Source organism: Roseovarius sp. MBR-6 (assembly GCF_040547525.1).
GTDB lineage: Bacteria > Pseudomonadota > Alphaproteobacteria > Rhodobacterales > Rhodobacteraceae > Roseovarius.
Genome location: NZ_JBEPPW010000007.1, coordinates 1 through 16,427 on the forward strand (window position 1 = coordinate 1; position 16,427 = coordinate 16,427).

Consider the following 16,427-nt stretch of genomic DNA (forward strand, 5'->3'; position numbering starts at 1 on the left):
GCTGCCTCACGGCAACGCGTCACAGGTGGGCGGATAGCCCGGAACAGGTGGGCGCATGTTGTCGGAATGGGTGGGCGGATGTTCCGGAATACGCAGGCCGGTTCCGGTGCGCCGCCATTTCAGCGCGTCTCTTGCAATCTGCCACAGCCCCTTTGGTCCGAGGCTGACCACATCGTCGCGGCGCGCGGTGTCGGCGAGGATATAGTCGAGATGATCCTGAAGGTTCGCCCCCACGCCGGGCAGGTCGTGCCGAACCGCGATGCCATGCGCCTCGAGCTCCTCCGCCGGGCCGATGCCCGACAGCATGAGCAGTTGCGGCGAGCCGAAGGCCCCCGAGGACAGGATCACCTCGCGCCGCGCGCGCATCTCATGCAGCCGCCCCCGCCTGCGATAGCGCAGCCCCACCGCACGCCCGTCCTCGATCAGAACCCGCTCGGCCTGCGCGCGGGTGATCACCGTCAGGTTCGGGCGCGCCATCGCCGGAAAGACATAGGCCTCCGCCGCCGAACAGCGCTCGCCCTTCTGTGCCCCGTCGGAAAACTGCGTGACCTGATAGAACCCCGCCCCCTCCTGCCGCGCTCCGTTGAAATCGGGATTGCGCGGGATTTGCAGATGCGCGCAGGCCTCCACGAAGGCCGCAGAGATCACGCGCGGCGCGCTCTGATCGCAGACCTTGAGCGGGCCGTTCTGCGCGTGCAGATCGTCGCCAAAGCGCGCATTGCCCTCGGCGCGCCGGAACCATGGCAGCACGCTCTGCCAGTCCCAGCCGTCGCAGCCCAGATCGGCCCAGTCGTCGTAATCACTCGGGTGGCCGCGCACATAGAGCATGGCGTTGATCGCGCTCGATCCGCCAAGCGCGCGGCCGCGCGGCTGATAGCCGCGCCGACCGCCAAGGCCGGGTTGGGGCACGGTGTGAAACGCCCAGTTGTTGATCCGGGGCCGCCCCGAGACCATCGCCGCAACCAGCCCCGGCGCACGAATGAAGATGTCGCGCCCGCCGCCCCCTGCCTCGATCAGACAGACGCTGACGCCCGGATCCTCGCTCAGCCGCGCGGCCATCACGCAACCCGCCGACCCTGCTCCGACAATGATGTAATCGAACATGCCCGGCCCTTCCCGCACTTGCGCCAGTCCAGGGCGCAGCAGAGCGACCGGCCAAGCGCGACCTCACGTCAGGTCGGGCTCATCCCGCGAAGGCGCTCGGAGCGGCGGCGCAAGAGTTCGACCGTGGTCAGCAGCGCGATGGAGATGATCACCAGAAGCGTCGCCACGGCCAGGATCGACGGGCTGATCTGTTCGCGGATCCCGTTCCACATCTGGCGCGGGATGGTCTGTTGCTCATGGCTGCCGATGAAGAGCACGACCACCACCTCGTCGAACGATGTGACAAAGGCGAAGAGCGCGCCTGACACCACCCCCGGCGTGATCAGCGGCAATTGCACCTTGAAGAAGGTGCGCACAGGCCCTGCCCCGAGATTGGCCGAGGCCCGCAAGAGCGAGCGGTCAAAGCCTGCAAGCGTCGCCGTCACCGTGATGATGACGAAGGGAATACCAAGCGTCGCATGGGCCAGAACAACGCCCAGATAACTGTTGGCCAGACCCGTCGCCGAGTAGAAGAAGAACAGCCCCGTCGCCGTGATGATGATCGGCACGATCATCGGCGAGATCAGGATCGCCATGATCGCCTTTTGATAGGGCATCTCGGGCCGCGACAGGCCAAGCGCCGCCAACGTGCCAAGCGAGGTGGCCAGGATCGTCGAGAAAAACCCGATGATGACCGAATTCTTGGCCGCCTTGACCCAGGCCGCGTTCTGCCAGACGTCCGACCACCAACTATTGTCGCGGGCCGCCCCAGGCTCCAGCATCCCGAAAGTCAAAAGGTTCTCATACCAGCGCGTCGAATAGCCCTCGGAATCGAAGGTCAGCATTTTCTGGGTAAAGGTGAAATACGGCTCGGCGTTGAAGCTGAGCGGAATGATCACGAGGATCGGCGCGATCAGGAAAAAGAAGATCAGCCCGCAGAGCACCAGATAGACGTAATGCCAGAGCCGTTCGAGCGGGGATGCGTAGATCGGAAGCGCCATCGGTCCTATCCCAGTTTCATGTTGTCGATACCGACGATACGGTCATACACCCAATAGAGCACCAGCACCGCCGCCAGCAGCATCGCCGCCAGGGCCGCCGCCAGCGACCAGTTGAGCGAACTCAGCATGTGAAAGGCGATCTGGTTGGAAATCAGTGTGCCGGTGGCCCCGCCCACCAGCGCGGGCGTGATGTAATAGCCCACGGCAAGGATAAAGACGAGGATCGCCCCCGCACCGATCCCCGGCACGGTCTGCGGCACATAGATGCGGCGGAAGGTGGTCCAGCTTGTGGCCCCCAGACTGCGCGCGGCGCGGGCATAGCTGGGCGGGATGGTCTTCATCACCGAATAGAGCGGCAGGATCATGAAGGGCAGCAGGATATGCGTCATGGCTATGATCGTGCCGGTCTGGTTATACATCATCGCAAGCCGGTTATCATCGCCCAGTATCCCAAGCCCCACCAACGTGTTGTTGATGACCCCCTGCCCCTGCAACAGGACCATCCAGCTTGTCGTGCGCACCAGCAACGAGGTCCAGAACGGCAGCAGCACGAGAATGAGCAGCAGGCTCGCCTTGCGCATCGGCAACACCGCAAGCAGATGCGCCACCGGAAACCCGAGGATGAGGCACAGCCCGGTGATCACGATCGAAAGCACGAACGTGCGGGTGAAGAGCGTCACATAGATGCGGTTTTGCTCATCGGCGCGGGCAAACTCGCCCTCCGGCGTGATCTTGCGATCCACCGCCGCCTGATAGAAATTCAACGTGACAGGCTTCGCGGCGGAACGCATCGCCGCCCAGAGATCGCGCCGCTCCCACCCATTGTCCACGTCAAGCACCGCCTCGCGATAGGGTGGCTCAAGCCCGTCAACGCGCCGCGCCGTCGAAGTGAAAAGCGAGCGCGTGCCCGGCACCTCGTAGTTGATCCGTGTGCCGACGGCGCCCTGCGTGCGCGCCTCCTTTGCGGCACGCAGGTCGGTCACGAGCGCCTCGAAGGCCGACTCGTCCGGCTCGGCATCCGGATTTTCCGAAAACCATTGGGTGAGCGCGGGCATGTTGGCGCTGAACGTGTCGTTCAGCACCGACCGCGACAGCATCTGCCCGATGGGAATGATGAAGGTCAGCAACACGAAGGCCAGCAGCGGCAGCACCAGAAGAAAGGCCCGGATACGCGCACGCCGCTCTGCCTGCGCAAGCGCCTGCTTGAGCGGCCGGCCATCCGGTGTCCGCAAGGCGCCTGCGATGTCGGTTTGCATATCGGCGGCGGTGTCGGCCATGTCGGTGCGGTCCTTCGTGTCGAATGTCGCCGGGGCGCGGGCACGGCCCCGCCCCGGCGCGTGTCACGGTTACTGAAGCAGCCAGGCGTTGAAACGCTCGGTCAACTCAACCTTGCGGTCGGCCCAGAACTCGAAGTCATTGGCCAGCGCGGTCTTGAGGTTCTCGGGCGCGGTCGGCATATGCGGGCCCATCTCGGTCTTGCCATCGTTGAACAGGCCCACGAGCGGTGCGGAGGATTTGCGCGCCGGACCGTAGCTGATCCAGGCCGCCTGATCCGCCAGACGTTGCGTGTCGGTGGCATAGCTGATGAACTTCAGCGCCTCTTCCTTGTTGGGCGCGCCCTTGGGGATCACGAAGAGGTCGAAATCAAGGATCTGGCCGTCCCAGATGATGTCGAAGGGCTGGCCCTCGGTCACCTGCGCGTTGAAGATCCGCCCGTTATAGGCGGTGGTCATCACCACTTCGCCATCGGCCAGAAGCTGCGGCGGCTGCGCGCCCGCTTCCCACCAGACGATGTCGGACTTGATCGTGTCGAGCTTGGCAAAGGCGCGGTCAACGCCCGCGTCGGTCCCGAGCGTGTCATAGACCTGATCGGCAGGGACGCCATCGGCAATGAGCGCCATTTCCAGAAGGGCGGTCGGATCCTTGCGCGCGCCGCGCTTGCCGGGGAACGTCGTGGTGTCGAAGAAATCGGCGAGGGTTGTGGGCGTGCCGCTCACATTGTTGGTGTTGTAGGCGACAACGGTCGACCACACGATTGACGGAACGGCACAATCCGAGACCATCCCGGCGGGAAGGAAATCCTCGGTCGCGGGCGTGCCGTCGGGCGCGGCCGGCAGGGCCGAATGGTCGATCACCTCAAGCAGGCCCTCGTCACAGAGGCGCACGGCGTCGGCCAATTCGATATCGGCCACGTCCACGGTGATGTTGCCTGCCTCGACCTGCGCCTTGATCGGCGTTGCCGGGTTGTCGGCATCGACCGAATTGACCTTGATGCCGGTCTCGGCGGTAAAGGGCTTGTGATAGGCTTCCACCTGGCTTTTGGTATAGGCCCCGCCCCAGGACATGACCGTGACTTCCTGCGCCGAGGCGGCGAAGGCCATCCCGGTCAGGGCGGTGGTAAGGATAAGTGTCTTTTTCATGGTTACTCCCTGAGTTTATCAGGCACGGGTCGCCTTTTGCGCCCCGGCCGTGTTTGCCCCGCCCACAGTCCGCGCACGGGGTATCTGGTCTAGCGCGCCGGCAGATCGAGCGCGCGGCAATCCTCCGGCAACCAGCCGATCTCGATCTCCTCGCCCGGTTGCAGGCGGCGTTGATCGGGGGCATTGCGGGTCTTGATGATGAAATCGTCGCGCCCCGCCACCTTGAGCCGGGTGCGAAAGATATCGCCCATGTAGATGAATTCGAGCACCTCGGCCTTGAGCGTATGCACGCCCGCCTTGAGCCGCTCGCGGTTGAACTCCACCCGCTCGGGGCGGATGGAAATCAGCGTGCGGTCGCCCGGCCGCTCGACATTGACGGGTTTGGCGTCGATCAGATCCCCATTGTCAAGCTCGACCAGCGCCACACCGCCCTTGATCTCCTTGACGGTGCCCTCAAGCGTGTTGTTCTCGCCGATGAACTGCGCGACGAAACTGTTCTGCGGACTCTCGTAAAGCTCGTCGGGCGGCGCGATCTGCTGGATCTTGCCATCGTTGAAAACGGCAACCCGGTCCGACATGGTCAGCGCCTCGGTCTGGTCATGGGTCACGTAGACCGTCGTGATCCCGAGGTTATGCGCGAGGTGCGTGATCTCGAACTGCATCTTTTCGCGCAACTGCTTGTCGAGCGCGCCAAGCGGCTCGTCCATCAGCACCAATTCCGGCTCGAACACCAGCGCGCGCGCGAGCGCCACGCGCTGCTGCTGCCCGCCCGATAGCTGCGCCGGACGCCGGTTGCCAAAGGCCCCCATTTCCACCATGTCGAGCGCGCGCCGGATCTTGCCCTCGCGCTCGGACTTGCCCATGCCGCGCACCTCGAGCGGAAAGCTCAGGTTCTCGGCAATCGTCATGTGCGGAAACAGCGCGTAGTTCTGGAACACCATCCCGATCCCGCGCTTGTGTGGCGGGATGTGGTTGATGGGCCGCCCGTCCAGACGGATATCGCCATGGGTCGCGGTCTCGAAGCCGGCCAGCATCATCAGGCAGGTGGTCTTGCCCGATCCCGACGGCCCGAGCATGGTCAGAAACTCGCCCTTGGGGATGCTGAGGTTGAGATCCTTCACGACAAGCGTTTCGCCGTCGTAGCTTTTTTGCACGCGTTCGAATTCAACGAACGCATCCCTTGCGGATGTTGAGGCCACCGGCCACTCCCTGTTTTATTCGCGCGTGGTTTGCCCACGTTCACATCAAAGTAAATCGTCATTAGCATGGTCGCGCAAGCAGGATTTGCCGCTTTCAGGCCGAGCGACGCATGACAATCGAAGAATCGGTCACAAATCCGGCATCTGCGCAAGAACGTCCCACGCCATGCAAGGGCCGAGCGCTATCGCAGCACTTTCTCGACCGCGCGCACCGTCTTGGTCACCACCTCATCGGCCTCTTCGCGTGTCAGGCAAAACGGAGGCGCAAACCCGAGGATGTCGCCCTGTGGCATGGCCCGCCCGATGACGTGACTCTCGGCAAGGGCTGCCGCGATCTGCGGCCCGACCTTGTCGGCGGCGTCAAAGAAGGTGCGGCTGTCACGGTCCTTGACGAATTCCACCGCGCAGAGCATCCCCTCGCCACGCACCTCGCCCACGTTGGGGTGATGCCCGAGCGCCTCGGCCATGGTCCGGTTGAGATAGCCGCCCACCTCGCGGTTGTTGGCGATGAGGTTCAGATCATCGAGCAGCTTGAGGTTGGCCACCCCCGCCGCGGCCCCGATGGGATGCGCCGAATAGGTCCAGCCATGGCCGATGGGGCCGTTCTCGTCCGTGCCCTGCTCCAGCACGGCCCACATCTTGTCGCTGACGATGGAACCCGAGAGCGGCGCATAGGCCGAGGTCAGCCCCTTGGCGATGGTGATGAGGTCGGGCTTGAGGCCGTAATGATCCGACCCGAACATCGTCCCCAAGCGACCAAAGCCGGTCACCACCTCATCCGCGACAAGCAGGATGTCGTGCTTCTCCAGCACCTCCTGAATGGCGGCCCAATAGCCTGCGGGCGGCGGCACGATGCCCCCCGTTCCCAACACCGGCTCGCCGATGAAGGCGGCGATGGTGTCGGCCCCTTCCCGCTCGATCAACGCCTCAAGCTCTGCCGCGCAATGGGCCACGAACTGCGCCTCGGACTGCTCGAGGATGTCGCGGCGATAGTAATAGGGGGCCGTCGTGTGGATCACCTGCGCAAGCGGCAGATCGAATTTCTGGTGAAAGAGGTGCAGGCCAGTCAGCGAGCCGGTCATCAGGCCAGAGCCGTGATAGCCGCGCCAGCGCGAGATGATCTTCTTCTTCCCGGGGCGGCCGAGGATGTTGTTGTAATACCAGATCAGCTTGATGTTGGTCTCGTTCGCATCACTACCCGACAGACCGAAATACACCTTCGACATATGCGCCGGCGCGCGGTCCATGATCATCTTTGCCAAAGTGATCGACGCCTCGGTGCCGTGGCCCACATAGGCGTGGTAATAGGCCAGCTCGCGCGCCTGCGCGGCAATCGCCTCGGCGATCTCCTGACGCCCGTAGCCCACGTTGACACAGTAAAGCCCGGCAAAGGCATCAAGCAGCCGGTTGCCGTCACGGTCCTCGATATGACAGCCGCTTGCGGTGCGGATCACGCGGTTTGGGGCCTCGCCGCGCGCGAATTGCGCCAGATGCGTCGAGGGGTGGAAGAAGTTTTCGCGATCCCATTGATCGAGTTGGTCATTCCGCAGCATCGTTGTTCCTTTCGTTTATGGTCGGCACCGGAATTTTCAAAAAATTCCGGGCCGAAATCTTTTCAAGATTTCGTCTGCTCACGCCCAATCGCGGCAGACATACTTGATCTCCATGAATTCCTCCATGCCGCGCCGTGCCCCTTCGCGGCCCAGCCCCGATTGCTTGACCCCGCCAAAGGGAATGGGCGCGCCGGTGACCTTGGTGCGGTTGACCGCGACCATGCCGAATTGCAGCGCCCGCGTCATCCGGTAGATGCGGCGCGGATCATGGCTGTGCAGATATGCGATGAGGCCATACTCGGACGCATTGGCACGGCGCACCACCTCTTCTTCGGTGTCAAAGGGCGTGATGGCGGCCACCGGGCCGAAGGTCTCGTCACACATGATCGCCGCCTCGTCGGGCACATCGATGAGCACGGTGGGCTGATAGAAGAGCGGGCCGAGATCGTCGCGCTGCCCGCCACAGGCCAGTTTCGCGCCGTGTTCGAGCGCATCGGCTACATGCTCCTCCTGCTTGCGCACCGCCGCCTCGTTCATCAGCGGGCCGATATCGGGGTCGTCCATACCGAGCCCGAGGGTGAGCTTTTGCGTCGCTTCGGTGAACCGGCGGCAGAACTCCTCATAAATCGCGCGCTCCACGTAGATGCGGTTGGCACCCAGACAATCCTGCCCGGATGTGGCGAATTTCGCCTTGATCGTCTCCTCGACCGCCGTCTCCAGATCGGCGTTCCTGAACACGATCACCGGCGCGTGGCCGCCCAGTTCCATCACCAGTTTCTTCACGGTGCCCGCGCATTGGCGATAGAGCAACTGCCCGATATTGGTCGAGCCAGTGAAGCTCAGCGCGCGCACGCGGGTGTCTTGGGTCCACGGCTCCACCACCGTTGCGGCGCGGCCCGTCACCACGTTGAACACGCCCGCCGGGATGCCCGCGCGCTCCGCGAGTTCCGCGAGCGCCAGCGCCGAATAGGGCGTCTCTCCGCTCGGGTGCGCCACCACCGTGCAGCCCGCCGCCATCGCCGCCGCCGCCTTGCGCGTCAGCATCGCGGCGGGGAAATTCCACGGGGTGATGAGGGCAGCCACGCCCACCGGCTCCAGCCACAGCTCGACCTCGGCATCGGGCAGGTGGCTGGTCACGCCCTCGATATTGGGGCGCTTTGACTCTTCGGCGTAATATTCCACGAAACTCGCCGCATAGTCGATCTCGCCGCGCGCTTCCGAGAGGGGTTTGCCCTGCTCCAGCACCGTGATGCGCGCGAGGTCTTCCTTGTGCGCGATCATCAGATCGAACCAGCGGCGCAGCACGGCCGACCGGTCCTGCGGCAGGGTCATCGCCCAATCGTCGAACGCGTCCTGCGCGGCATCGACCGCCAGCCGCGCCTGATCGGCGCTGAGCGCGGCCACATCGCCAAGCACCGCGCCATCGGCGGGATTGCGCACGGCGAAGGTCTCTCCGCCGTCGCCGGCCACCCATTTTCCGCCCAGATAGGCGAAGTTGCGCACAAGGCGCGTGTCGGTGATCCCGTTACGGGTCCAGATCGCTGAGTGAGACATGAGGCCCTCCTTTATCGCAGAAGGATAGGCTGCGCGCGCAAAGGATGGGGCTGACTTTGTGCTCGAATGAAGATTTTTCTTCGGAAAAACCTGCTTCCAGCAGACGATTCAACCGAAAAACATCTCAAGCGGCGGCAGACGCGGGGATTTGACCGGCTTGGTCACGATATAGGTAAAATAGCGCGCCAGCCCGATGCGTGCCTCCAGCATCTCATCGATCAGCCGCTGATAGGCGTCGATGTCGCGGGTGACGATCTGCATGAGATAATCGAACCCGCCACCCAGCGCCCAACAGGCCGTCACCTCGCCATATTGCTGCACGCTGTCCTCGAAGGCGCGAAAGCTTGCCGGGGTGTGATCGGCCAGTTCCACCGCGACGAACACCGTCACATGCGGCCCCAGCTTCTTGAGACTGATACGCGCGTGATAACCCTCGATAAGCCCTGCCTCCTCCAACCTTCGCAGCCGCTCCCAGCACGGGCTCGCCGAGAGGCCGACGCGGGCCGCCAGATCGGCCTTGGTGATGCGCCCCTCATCGGCCAGCACCCGCAAGATATCGAGATCGCGCGCGTCGAGCTTCATGGATGGATCACCGCAGCCCGCGCGCAACCGACAGGCCGGAGCCGCGCCGCGCCGGACGCCAAGGCATTGAACGGATTGACCAAAGCCGGATGATTCGCGAGGCTGGGCAAATTGACACGCTCCCTTTGCGGTGCAGGCAACTTGCAGGGATGACGCAATGGGGTCAACATGCCGCCAGAACCTGCTCTGAAAACGACACGGATTGACGGATTTCTCGGGCCGAGACCCAAGCGAACCGCCTATCCGGGCAAAAGCCACCAGCACGGGACCCGATCATGATTGAAAAAGACCTGCCCTTTTCCGCCGCCGAATATGCCCGCCGCCTCGACAAGACACGCGCGGCCATGGCGCGGCAGGGGCTTGAGGTGCTCTTCGTCACCGATCCCTCGAACCAGCACTGGATCACGGGCTATGACGGCTGGTCGTTCTACGTGCATCAGGGCGTGATCGTCCTGCCCGAGGCCGATCCGGTCTGGTGGGGGCGCAATCAGGATGCCAATGGCGCTGTGCGCACCGTGTGGATGACCGATGACCGGGTGATCGGCTATGCCGACAATTACGTGCAATCGACCGAGCGCCACCCGATGCAGGATCTGGCCGAACGCTTGCGCGGCATGGGACTGGCGGACAAGCGCATCGGCGTGGAGATGGACAATTACTATTTCTCCGCCAAGGCCATGGACGTGCTGCGCGCGGAACTGCCCGAGGCCACGTTGCTTGACGCAACGGCGCTGGTGAACTGGCAGCGCGGGGTGAAATCCGATGAGGAGCTGGCCTTTATCCGCAAGGCCGCGGCAATCTCGGAAAAGATCACCGACGGGCTGATGGAGCGGGTCGAGCCGGGTATCCCCAAGAACGAGATCGTGGCCGAGATCTTCCGCGACGCGATCCGGGGCGTTGACGGGGCCTGGGGCGACTATCCGGCCATCGTGCCCTTGCTGCCCTCGGGCTCGGATGCCGCAGCCCCCCACCTGACATGGAACGGGCGCGCCTTCGCCACCGGCGAGGCGACCTTTTTCGAGATATCCGGCTGCTACCGCCGCTATCACGCGCCGTTCTGCCGGACATTGTTTCTGGGCAAGCCGCCGCAATTCCTGCTCGACGCCGAAAAGGCGCTGGTCGAGGGGCTGGAAGCGGGGCTGGAGGCGGCAAAGGCCGGCAACCGTGCCTGCGACATCGCCAATGCGCTTGCCGCCCCGCTGGAACGCGCGGGCATCGAGCGCGGTGCGCGCTGCGGCTATCCCATCGGCCTGAGCTACCCGCCCGACTGGGGCGAGCGTACGATATCCCTGCGCGCCGAGGACGAGAGCGTGCTGGAGCCGGGCATGACCTTCCATTTCATGCCCGGTCTCTGGATGTCCGACTGGGGGCTCGAGATCACCGAATCGATCCTCATCACCGAGAGCGGCCCGGCGGAAACCTTCTGCAACCGCCCCCGCAAGATGTATGTCAAGGACTGAGGCCGCGCCCTTCATCTTGCCGCAAATATCCCGGGGAGTGTGAGGGGCTGGCCCCTCACGCCGCCGCTTGCATCAGCCCCTCGGCCCGGATCTGGCGCTCGGCCTCGTCGAGCGATTGCCAGGCGCGCTCGATCAGCGTGTCGATCTCGGATTTGGAAATCACCAGCGGCGGCGAGATGATCATGCGGTCGCCGACATGGCGCATCACCAGGTTGTTGGCAAAGCACCGTTCGCGGCAGATATAGCCCACGGTGCCCGGCTCGGAGGCGAACTTGGCGCGGTTGGCCTTGTCGGGCGTGAGCGCGATGGAGCCCATCAGCCCCACGATCCGCGCCTCGCCCACCAGGGGATGCTCGGCAAGGCTCTCCCATTTTTGCTTGAGATAGGGCCCGGTGTCTTGCGCCACGCGCTCGATGATCCGCTCTTCCTCGAGGATGCGCAGGTTTTCCAGCGCCACCGCGCAGGACACGGGATGCCCGGAATAGGTATAGCCGTGGTTGAACTCGCAGGCGTTGATAACCTTGGCCACACGGTCGTTGACGATAGAGCCGCCGATGGGCGCATAGCCCGACGAGAGGCCCTTTGCGATGGTCATGATGTCGGGGCGGATGCCCATGGTCTGGCTGCCGAACCAGTTGCCGGTGCGCCCGAACCCGCAGATCACCTCGTCGGCGATCAAGAGGATGCCGTATTTGTCGCAGATCCGCTGGATTTCCGGCCAATAGCTGTCAGGCGGGATGATCACCCCGCCCGCGCCCTGCACCGGCTCGCCAATAAAGGCGGCGATGCGGTGGGGCCCAAGTTCCTCGATCTTCTCTTCCAACTGCCGCGCGCGGGCGAGGCCGAATGCCTCGGGGTCCATGTCGCCGCCCTCGCCATACCAGTGCGGCTGGTCGATATGGTGGATGTCCGGGATCGGCATTCCGCCCTGCGCGTGCATTCCCGCCATGCCGCCCAGCGAGGCGCTGCCCATGGACGAGCCGTGATAGCCGTTCTTGCGCGCGATGATGATCTTGCGCTCGGGCTCGCCCAGTTCGGCCCAATAGGTGCGGACCATACGGATATTGGTGTCGTTCGCCTCGGATCCCGACCCGGCATAGAAGATGTGGTTGAGATCGTCCGGTGCCAGCTCCGCCAGCTTGGCCGCAAGCGCGATGGCGGGCACGTGGCTGGTCTGGAAGAAGGTGTTGTAGAACGGCAATTCGCGCATCTGGCGCGCCGCCGCCTCGACCAGTTCCTCGCGCCCGTAGCCTACGTTGACGCACCAGAGCCCGGCCATGCCGTCGAGGATCTCGTTGCCCTCGCTGTCGGTGAGCGTCACGCCGCGCGCGCGGGTGATGATCCGCGCGCCTTTCGTGCCCAACTCGTCGCCATGGGTGAAGGGATGCATGTGATGCGCGGCGTCAAGCGCCTGAAGCTCGGCCGTGGGCAGGTGGTTGGTGATCGCGGTCATGGCGGTCCCTTTCGGTCCTGGGAATCGGGGGGGCGGCCCGGTCAGCCGCTTTGCGCCAAGAATATGATCAAATTTTTTGCTGTCAATCGAATCAGTGACCCCGCGCCGCCTGCGCAAGGGATTGCCGCACCTGCTCCATTCCCTGCACCACATCGGCGCGGATCGCCTCTGCGGCGGCCTCACCGTTTCGTGCGCGCATGGCCTCGAGCAGGTCCTTGTGCTTGTCAGGCAGGCCCTGCGTGCCGACCCGCCCGCACACCACCCGCAACGACGGGCCAAAGCGCAGCCAAAGACCATCCGCGACATCGGCAAGGATCGGCGCATCGGCAATCTCGTAAATACGCCGATGAAAGCGGTAGTTGAGTTCGAGATAGCCGCGCATGTCCCCGCGCAGGATCGCGCGATCTAGATCGTCGTCGATGACGGTCAGCCCGCGCAGGTCAGCGGCGTTTGCCCGCGCCGTGGCGCGCTCTGCCAGATGTGGATCAAGCCATTGACGGGCATAGATCAATTCGCCCACATGCCCGGCATCGAGCAGGGGCACGCAAACCCGCCTGTTGCCCTGAAATTCAAGCGCCCCCTCGGCGATCAGCCGCCGCAATGCCTCGCGCACCGGGGTCATGCCCGCGCCGAGACGGTCGCACAGGCCCTGGATCGTCACCGCCTGTCCCGGTGCCAGATCGCCAAAGAGCACGAGATCGCGCAACTGGCGGTAAATCGTCTCATGCGCCGGAAGGCGCGAGACGGCGGCTGACTCGCTGCCCGTTTTCCGTGCTGTCTTCTGCATCCTTGCGCCCTCTTCGATCCTTGCCGCAACTCCATACTTGCGAGTTTAGCGGCTGCATGAAAACATTACCATATTGCCAGACGCGCGATTTTTTGATCAAATCCGCGACAAGGCAGGAAACGTGCCGAACCAACGGGAGAAGATAATGCGACATCTGATGATGACCACCACCGCGGCGCTTGCCCTCACGGCTTTCGCCGCCCAGGCACAGGAAGTGCGCGTCTACAACTGGTCCGACTATATCGACGAAGGTCTTCTGACCAAGTTCGAGCAGGAGACCGGGATCAAGTTGATCTATGACGTGTTCGACAGCAACGAGGTGCTGGAAACCAAGATGCTCGCCGGGGGATCGGGCTATGACGTGGTCGTGCCCACAGGCACGTTCCTTCAGCGTCAGATCACGGCAGGGGCGTTTCAGAAGCTCGACAAATCGAAGCTGCCCAATCTCGAGAACATGTGGGACGTGATCGAGGCGCGCACCGAGCAATACGACCCCGGGAACGCCTATTCGATCAACTACATGTGGGGCACCACCGGCATCGGCGCGAATGTCGGCAAGGTGACCGAGATCCTTGGCGACGATGCGCCGCTCGACAGTCTCGAGCTGGTGCTCAACCCCGAGAACATGGCCAAGCTGGCCGAATGCGGTGTGCATTTCCTCGATGCGCCCGCCGAGATGATCCCGATGGCGCTCAAATATATCGGCGAGGACCCCAACAGCCATGACCCGGACGTGATCGCCAAGGCCGAACCGGTGCTGAGCGCGGTGCGCCCGTATATCCAGAAATTCCACAGTTCGGAATACATCAACGCGCTCGCCAACGGCGATATCTGCGTGGCTGTCGGCTGGTCGGGTGACATCCTTCAGGCGCGCGACCGCGCCGACGAGGCCGATAACGGCGTCGAGATCGTCTATAACGCCGCCACCGAAGGCGCGCAGATGTGGTTCGACCAGATGGCCATTCCGGTCGACGCGCCCAACCCGGACGCGGCGCATGTGTTCCTGAACTTCATCATGGACGCCGAGAACATGGCCGCCGCCTCGAACTATGTCTATTACGCCAATGGCAACGCGGCCTCGAAGGAGTTTCTCGAAGAGGACGTGATCGGCGACCCGGCGATCTACCCGTCGCAGGCAGCGATGGACAACCTCTTCACCACCACGCCCTATCCGGCCAACGTGCAGCGGACCGTTACCCGCCTCTGGACCAAGATCAAGTCCGGCACCTGAGCCCGCATCCGGCCCGCGCCCCATCGGCGCGGGCCTTTTTCCACCGATAATCAGCCGGGGGCAATAATGGGGCAGACCGTCTTCGAGCCGTGGAACGATCCCGAGGCAAAACCGCTCATCCAGTTCAAGGGCGTCACCAAGCGGTTCGGCGATTTCACCGCCATCGACAACCAGACATTCGACATCTACGAGCGTGAATTCTTTGCCCTGCTCGGCCCCTCGGGCTGTGGCAAGACAACGATGATGCGGATGCTGGCAGGCTTCGAGAAGCCGACCGAGGGCACGATCCTTCTGGGCGGCAAGGACATCGCCCCCATCCCGCCCAACAAGCGGGCGGTGAACATGATGTTCCAGTCCTACGCGCTCTTTCCGCATCTCTCGGTCTGGGAGAATATCGCTTTCGGCCTCAAGCGCGACGGCAGGCCCAAAGACGAGATCGCGGCGCGCGTGGAGGAGATGCTCAAGCTCACCCGCCTCACGCAATTCGCAAAGCGCAAGCCGCACCAGATTTCCGGCGGCCAGCGGCAGCGCGTGGCCCTCGCGCGCAGCCTTGCGAAGGCGCCCAAGCTGCTCTTGCTCGACGAACCCCTCGGCGCGCTCGACGCCAAGCTGCGCACCGCGACGCAATTCGAGTTGATGGATATTCAGGAAAAGACCGGCACCACATTCGTCATCGTCACCCACGATCAGGAAGAGGCGATGACCGTCGCGTCGCGCGTGGCCGTGATGGACAATGGCCGCATCATCCAGGCCGACACGCCCGCGCGCATCTACGAGACGCCCAATTCCGTCTATGTCGCGGACTTCATCGGTGAGGTGACGATCATCACCGGCAAGGCGCACAAATCCGGCGCGGGATACGAGATCCACTATGCCGACGGGGTGCCGCCGCTTTATGCCGAGTCAGAGACCGCCTTCGAGAATGGCGACACCTGCCATATCGCGCTGCGCCCCGAAAAGGTGGCGATCAGCGCCGAACGCCCCGAGGACCGGCGCAACGCGGTCGAGGGCACGATCATCGACATCGCCTATCTGGGCAATCTCTCGACCTATCACGTCAAGCTGCCGTCGGGGCAGATGATCAAGGCCCAGACCGCCAATACCCGGCGCCTCTCGCGGCGCGACTTCACATGGGAGGACACGGTGTGGCTCTCGTGGACCGACACCGCCGCCGTGCTGCTGAGGGAGTGAGGGGATGCGCCGTTTCCTGCTGATCGCGCTGCCCTATGGCTGGCTTCTGGCGCTCTTTCTTGTGCCCTTCATCATTGTGCTCAAGATATCGCTGTCGGATATCGCGCTTGCGATCCCACCCTATACCCCCACACTCGATTTCGGCGCGGGCTTGGCCGGGGTCAGGGAGTTTCTGTCACAACTCGACTTCGAGAATTTCATCTTCCTCACGCAGGACGATCTCTATTGGAAGGCCTACCTGTCGTCGCTGCAAATCGCCGTCATCGCCACGGCACTCACACTTCTCGTGGGCTATCCCATCGCCTATGGCATGGCCAATGCGCCCGATCATTGGCGACCCACGCTGATGATGCTGGTGATCCTGCCGTTCTGGACCTCGTTCCTGATCCGGGTCTATTCATGGATGGGGATCCTGTCGAACGAAGGCTATCTCAATCAGTTCCTGCTCTGGATCGGCGTGATTTCCACGCCGCTCACCATCCTGAACACGCCGACCGCGGTCTATATCGGCATCGTCTACACCTATCTGCCGTTCATGATCCTGCCGATCTATTCGGCGCTGGAACGGATGGATGGATCATTGCTGGAGGCGGCCGAGGATCTCGGCTGCTCGCGCCTCTCGGCCTTTTGGCTGGTGACGGTGCCCTTGTCGAAAAACGGCATCATCGCGGGGTGTTTTCTGGTGTTCATCCCGGTGATCGGCGAGTTTGTCATTCCTTCGCTTCTGGGCGGCTCGCAGACGCTGATGATCGGCAAGGTGCTGTGGGAGGAGTTCTTCAACAACCGCGACTGGCCGGTGGCAAGCGCCGTGGCGGTGATCCTGCTGCTGATCCTGATCGTTCCCATCGTGCTCTTTCAGATCAACCAGCAAAAGCAGCGGGAGGCCGAGGAATGAGGCGCGATACGTTCCCGA

The 16,427-nt window shown here is 63.5% G+C and carries 13 protein-coding genes and 1 pseudogene; 4 read left to right on the forward strand and 10 right to left on the reverse strand.

From position 1 onward, the window contains the following. Positions 1–93: 93 nt before the first annotated feature. The 8 genes and pseudogenes from ABIE57_RS10535 to ABIE57_RS10570 form a co-directional block, all read right to left on the reverse strand. Positions 94–1,104: pseudogene (locus ABIE57_RS10535) on the reverse strand (GMC family oxidoreductase); the annotation flags it as partial. Positions 1,105–1,172: 68 nt separating this feature from the next. Next, the gene (locus tag ABIE57_RS10540) at positions 1,173–2,084 is read right to left on the reverse strand and encodes an ABC transporter permease (RefSeq protein ID WP_354538979.1); all 912 of its coding nucleotides are present in this window, start codon (positions 2,082–2,084) and stop codon (positions 1,173–1,175) included. 5 nt (positions 2,085–2,089) lie between these two features. Beyond that, a complete protein-coding gene (locus tag ABIE57_RS10545) occupies positions 2,090–3,361 on the reverse strand; it encodes an ABC transporter permease (protein WP_354538980.1) in 1,272 nt (423 codons plus the stop codon). A gap of 69 nt (positions 3,362–3,430) precedes the next feature. Continuing rightward, on the reverse strand, positions 3,431–4,504 hold the full coding sequence (locus tag ABIE57_RS10550; protein WP_354538981.1) for an ABC transporter substrate-binding protein: 1,074 nt from the start codon (positions 4,502–4,504) through the stop codon (positions 3,431–3,433). 89 nt (positions 4,505–4,593) lie between these two features. Further along, positions 4,594–5,703: an ABC transporter ATP-binding protein gene (locus ABIE57_RS10555; RefSeq protein WP_354538982.1), complete on the reverse strand. Its 1,110-nt coding sequence runs from the start codon at positions 5,701–5,703 to the stop codon at positions 4,594–4,596. Between the two features lie 182 nt (positions 5,704–5,885). Next, positions 5,886–7,256: an aspartate aminotransferase family protein gene (locus tag ABIE57_RS10560; RefSeq protein ID WP_354538983.1), complete on the reverse strand. Its 1,371-nt coding sequence runs from the start codon at positions 7,254–7,256 to the stop codon at positions 5,886–5,888. A 78-nt stretch (positions 7,257–7,334) separates the two neighbouring features. Then, a complete protein-coding gene (locus tag ABIE57_RS10565; protein ID WP_354538984.1) occupies positions 7,335–8,810 on the reverse strand; it encodes an NAD-dependent succinate-semialdehyde dehydrogenase in 1,476 nt (491 codons plus the stop codon). Positions 8,811–8,918: 108 nt separating this feature from the next. Beyond that, the gene (locus ABIE57_RS10570; protein ID WP_354538985.1) at positions 8,919–9,392 is read right to left on the reverse strand and encodes an Lrp/AsnC family transcriptional regulator; all 474 of its coding nucleotides are present in this window, start codon (positions 9,390–9,392) and stop codon (positions 8,919–8,921) included. Positions 9,393–9,667: 275 nt separating this feature from the next. Between ABIE57_RS10570 and ABIE57_RS10575 the strand changes: the two genes are divergently transcribed. Next, a complete protein-coding gene (locus ABIE57_RS10575; protein WP_354538986.1) occupies positions 9,668–10,852 on the forward strand; it encodes a M24 family metallopeptidase in 1,185 nt (394 codons plus the stop codon). A gap of 55 nt (positions 10,853–10,907) precedes the next feature. Here ABIE57_RS10575 and ABIE57_RS10580 read toward each other — a convergent pair whose 3' ends face one another. Both ABIE57_RS10580 and ABIE57_RS10585 read right to left on the reverse strand, forming a co-directional pair. Beyond that, on the reverse strand, positions 10,908–12,305 hold the full coding sequence (locus ABIE57_RS10580; protein WP_354538987.1) for an aspartate aminotransferase family protein: 1,398 nt from the start codon (positions 12,303–12,305) through the stop codon (positions 10,908–10,910). Between the two features lie 91 nt (positions 12,306–12,396). Beyond that, positions 12,397–13,092, reverse strand: coding sequence for a GntR family transcriptional regulator (locus ABIE57_RS10585; RefSeq protein ID WP_354538988.1), 696 nt, complete (start codon positions 13,090–13,092; stop codon positions 12,397–12,399). 157 nt (positions 13,093–13,249) lie between these two features. On the opposite strand from ABIE57_RS10585, the gene ABIE57_RS10590 reads away from it, so the two are divergent. The 3 genes from ABIE57_RS10590 (at position 13,250) to ABIE57_RS10600 (ending at position 16,409) form a co-directional block, all read left to right on the forward strand. Beyond that, the gene (locus ABIE57_RS10590; RefSeq protein ID WP_454283733.1) at positions 13,250–14,323 is read left to right on the forward strand and encodes a polyamine ABC transporter substrate-binding protein; all 1,074 of its coding nucleotides are present in this window, start codon (positions 13,250–13,252) and stop codon (positions 14,321–14,323) included. Between the two features lie 66 nt (positions 14,324–14,389). Further along, positions 14,390–15,514 carry an ABC transporter ATP-binding protein gene (locus tag ABIE57_RS10595; RefSeq protein ID WP_354538990.1) on the forward strand — a complete coding sequence of 375 codons (1,125 nt, stop codon included), beginning with the start codon at positions 14,390–14,392 and terminating at the stop codon, positions 15,512–15,514. A 4-nt stretch (positions 15,515–15,518) separates the two neighbouring features. Beyond that, complete coding sequence (locus ABIE57_RS10600; RefSeq protein WP_354538991.1) at positions 15,519–16,409, forward strand: ABC transporter permease subunit; 891 nt, start codon at positions 15,519–15,521, stop codon at positions 16,407–16,409. The last annotated feature ends 18 nt before the right edge of the window (positions 16,410–16,427 follow it).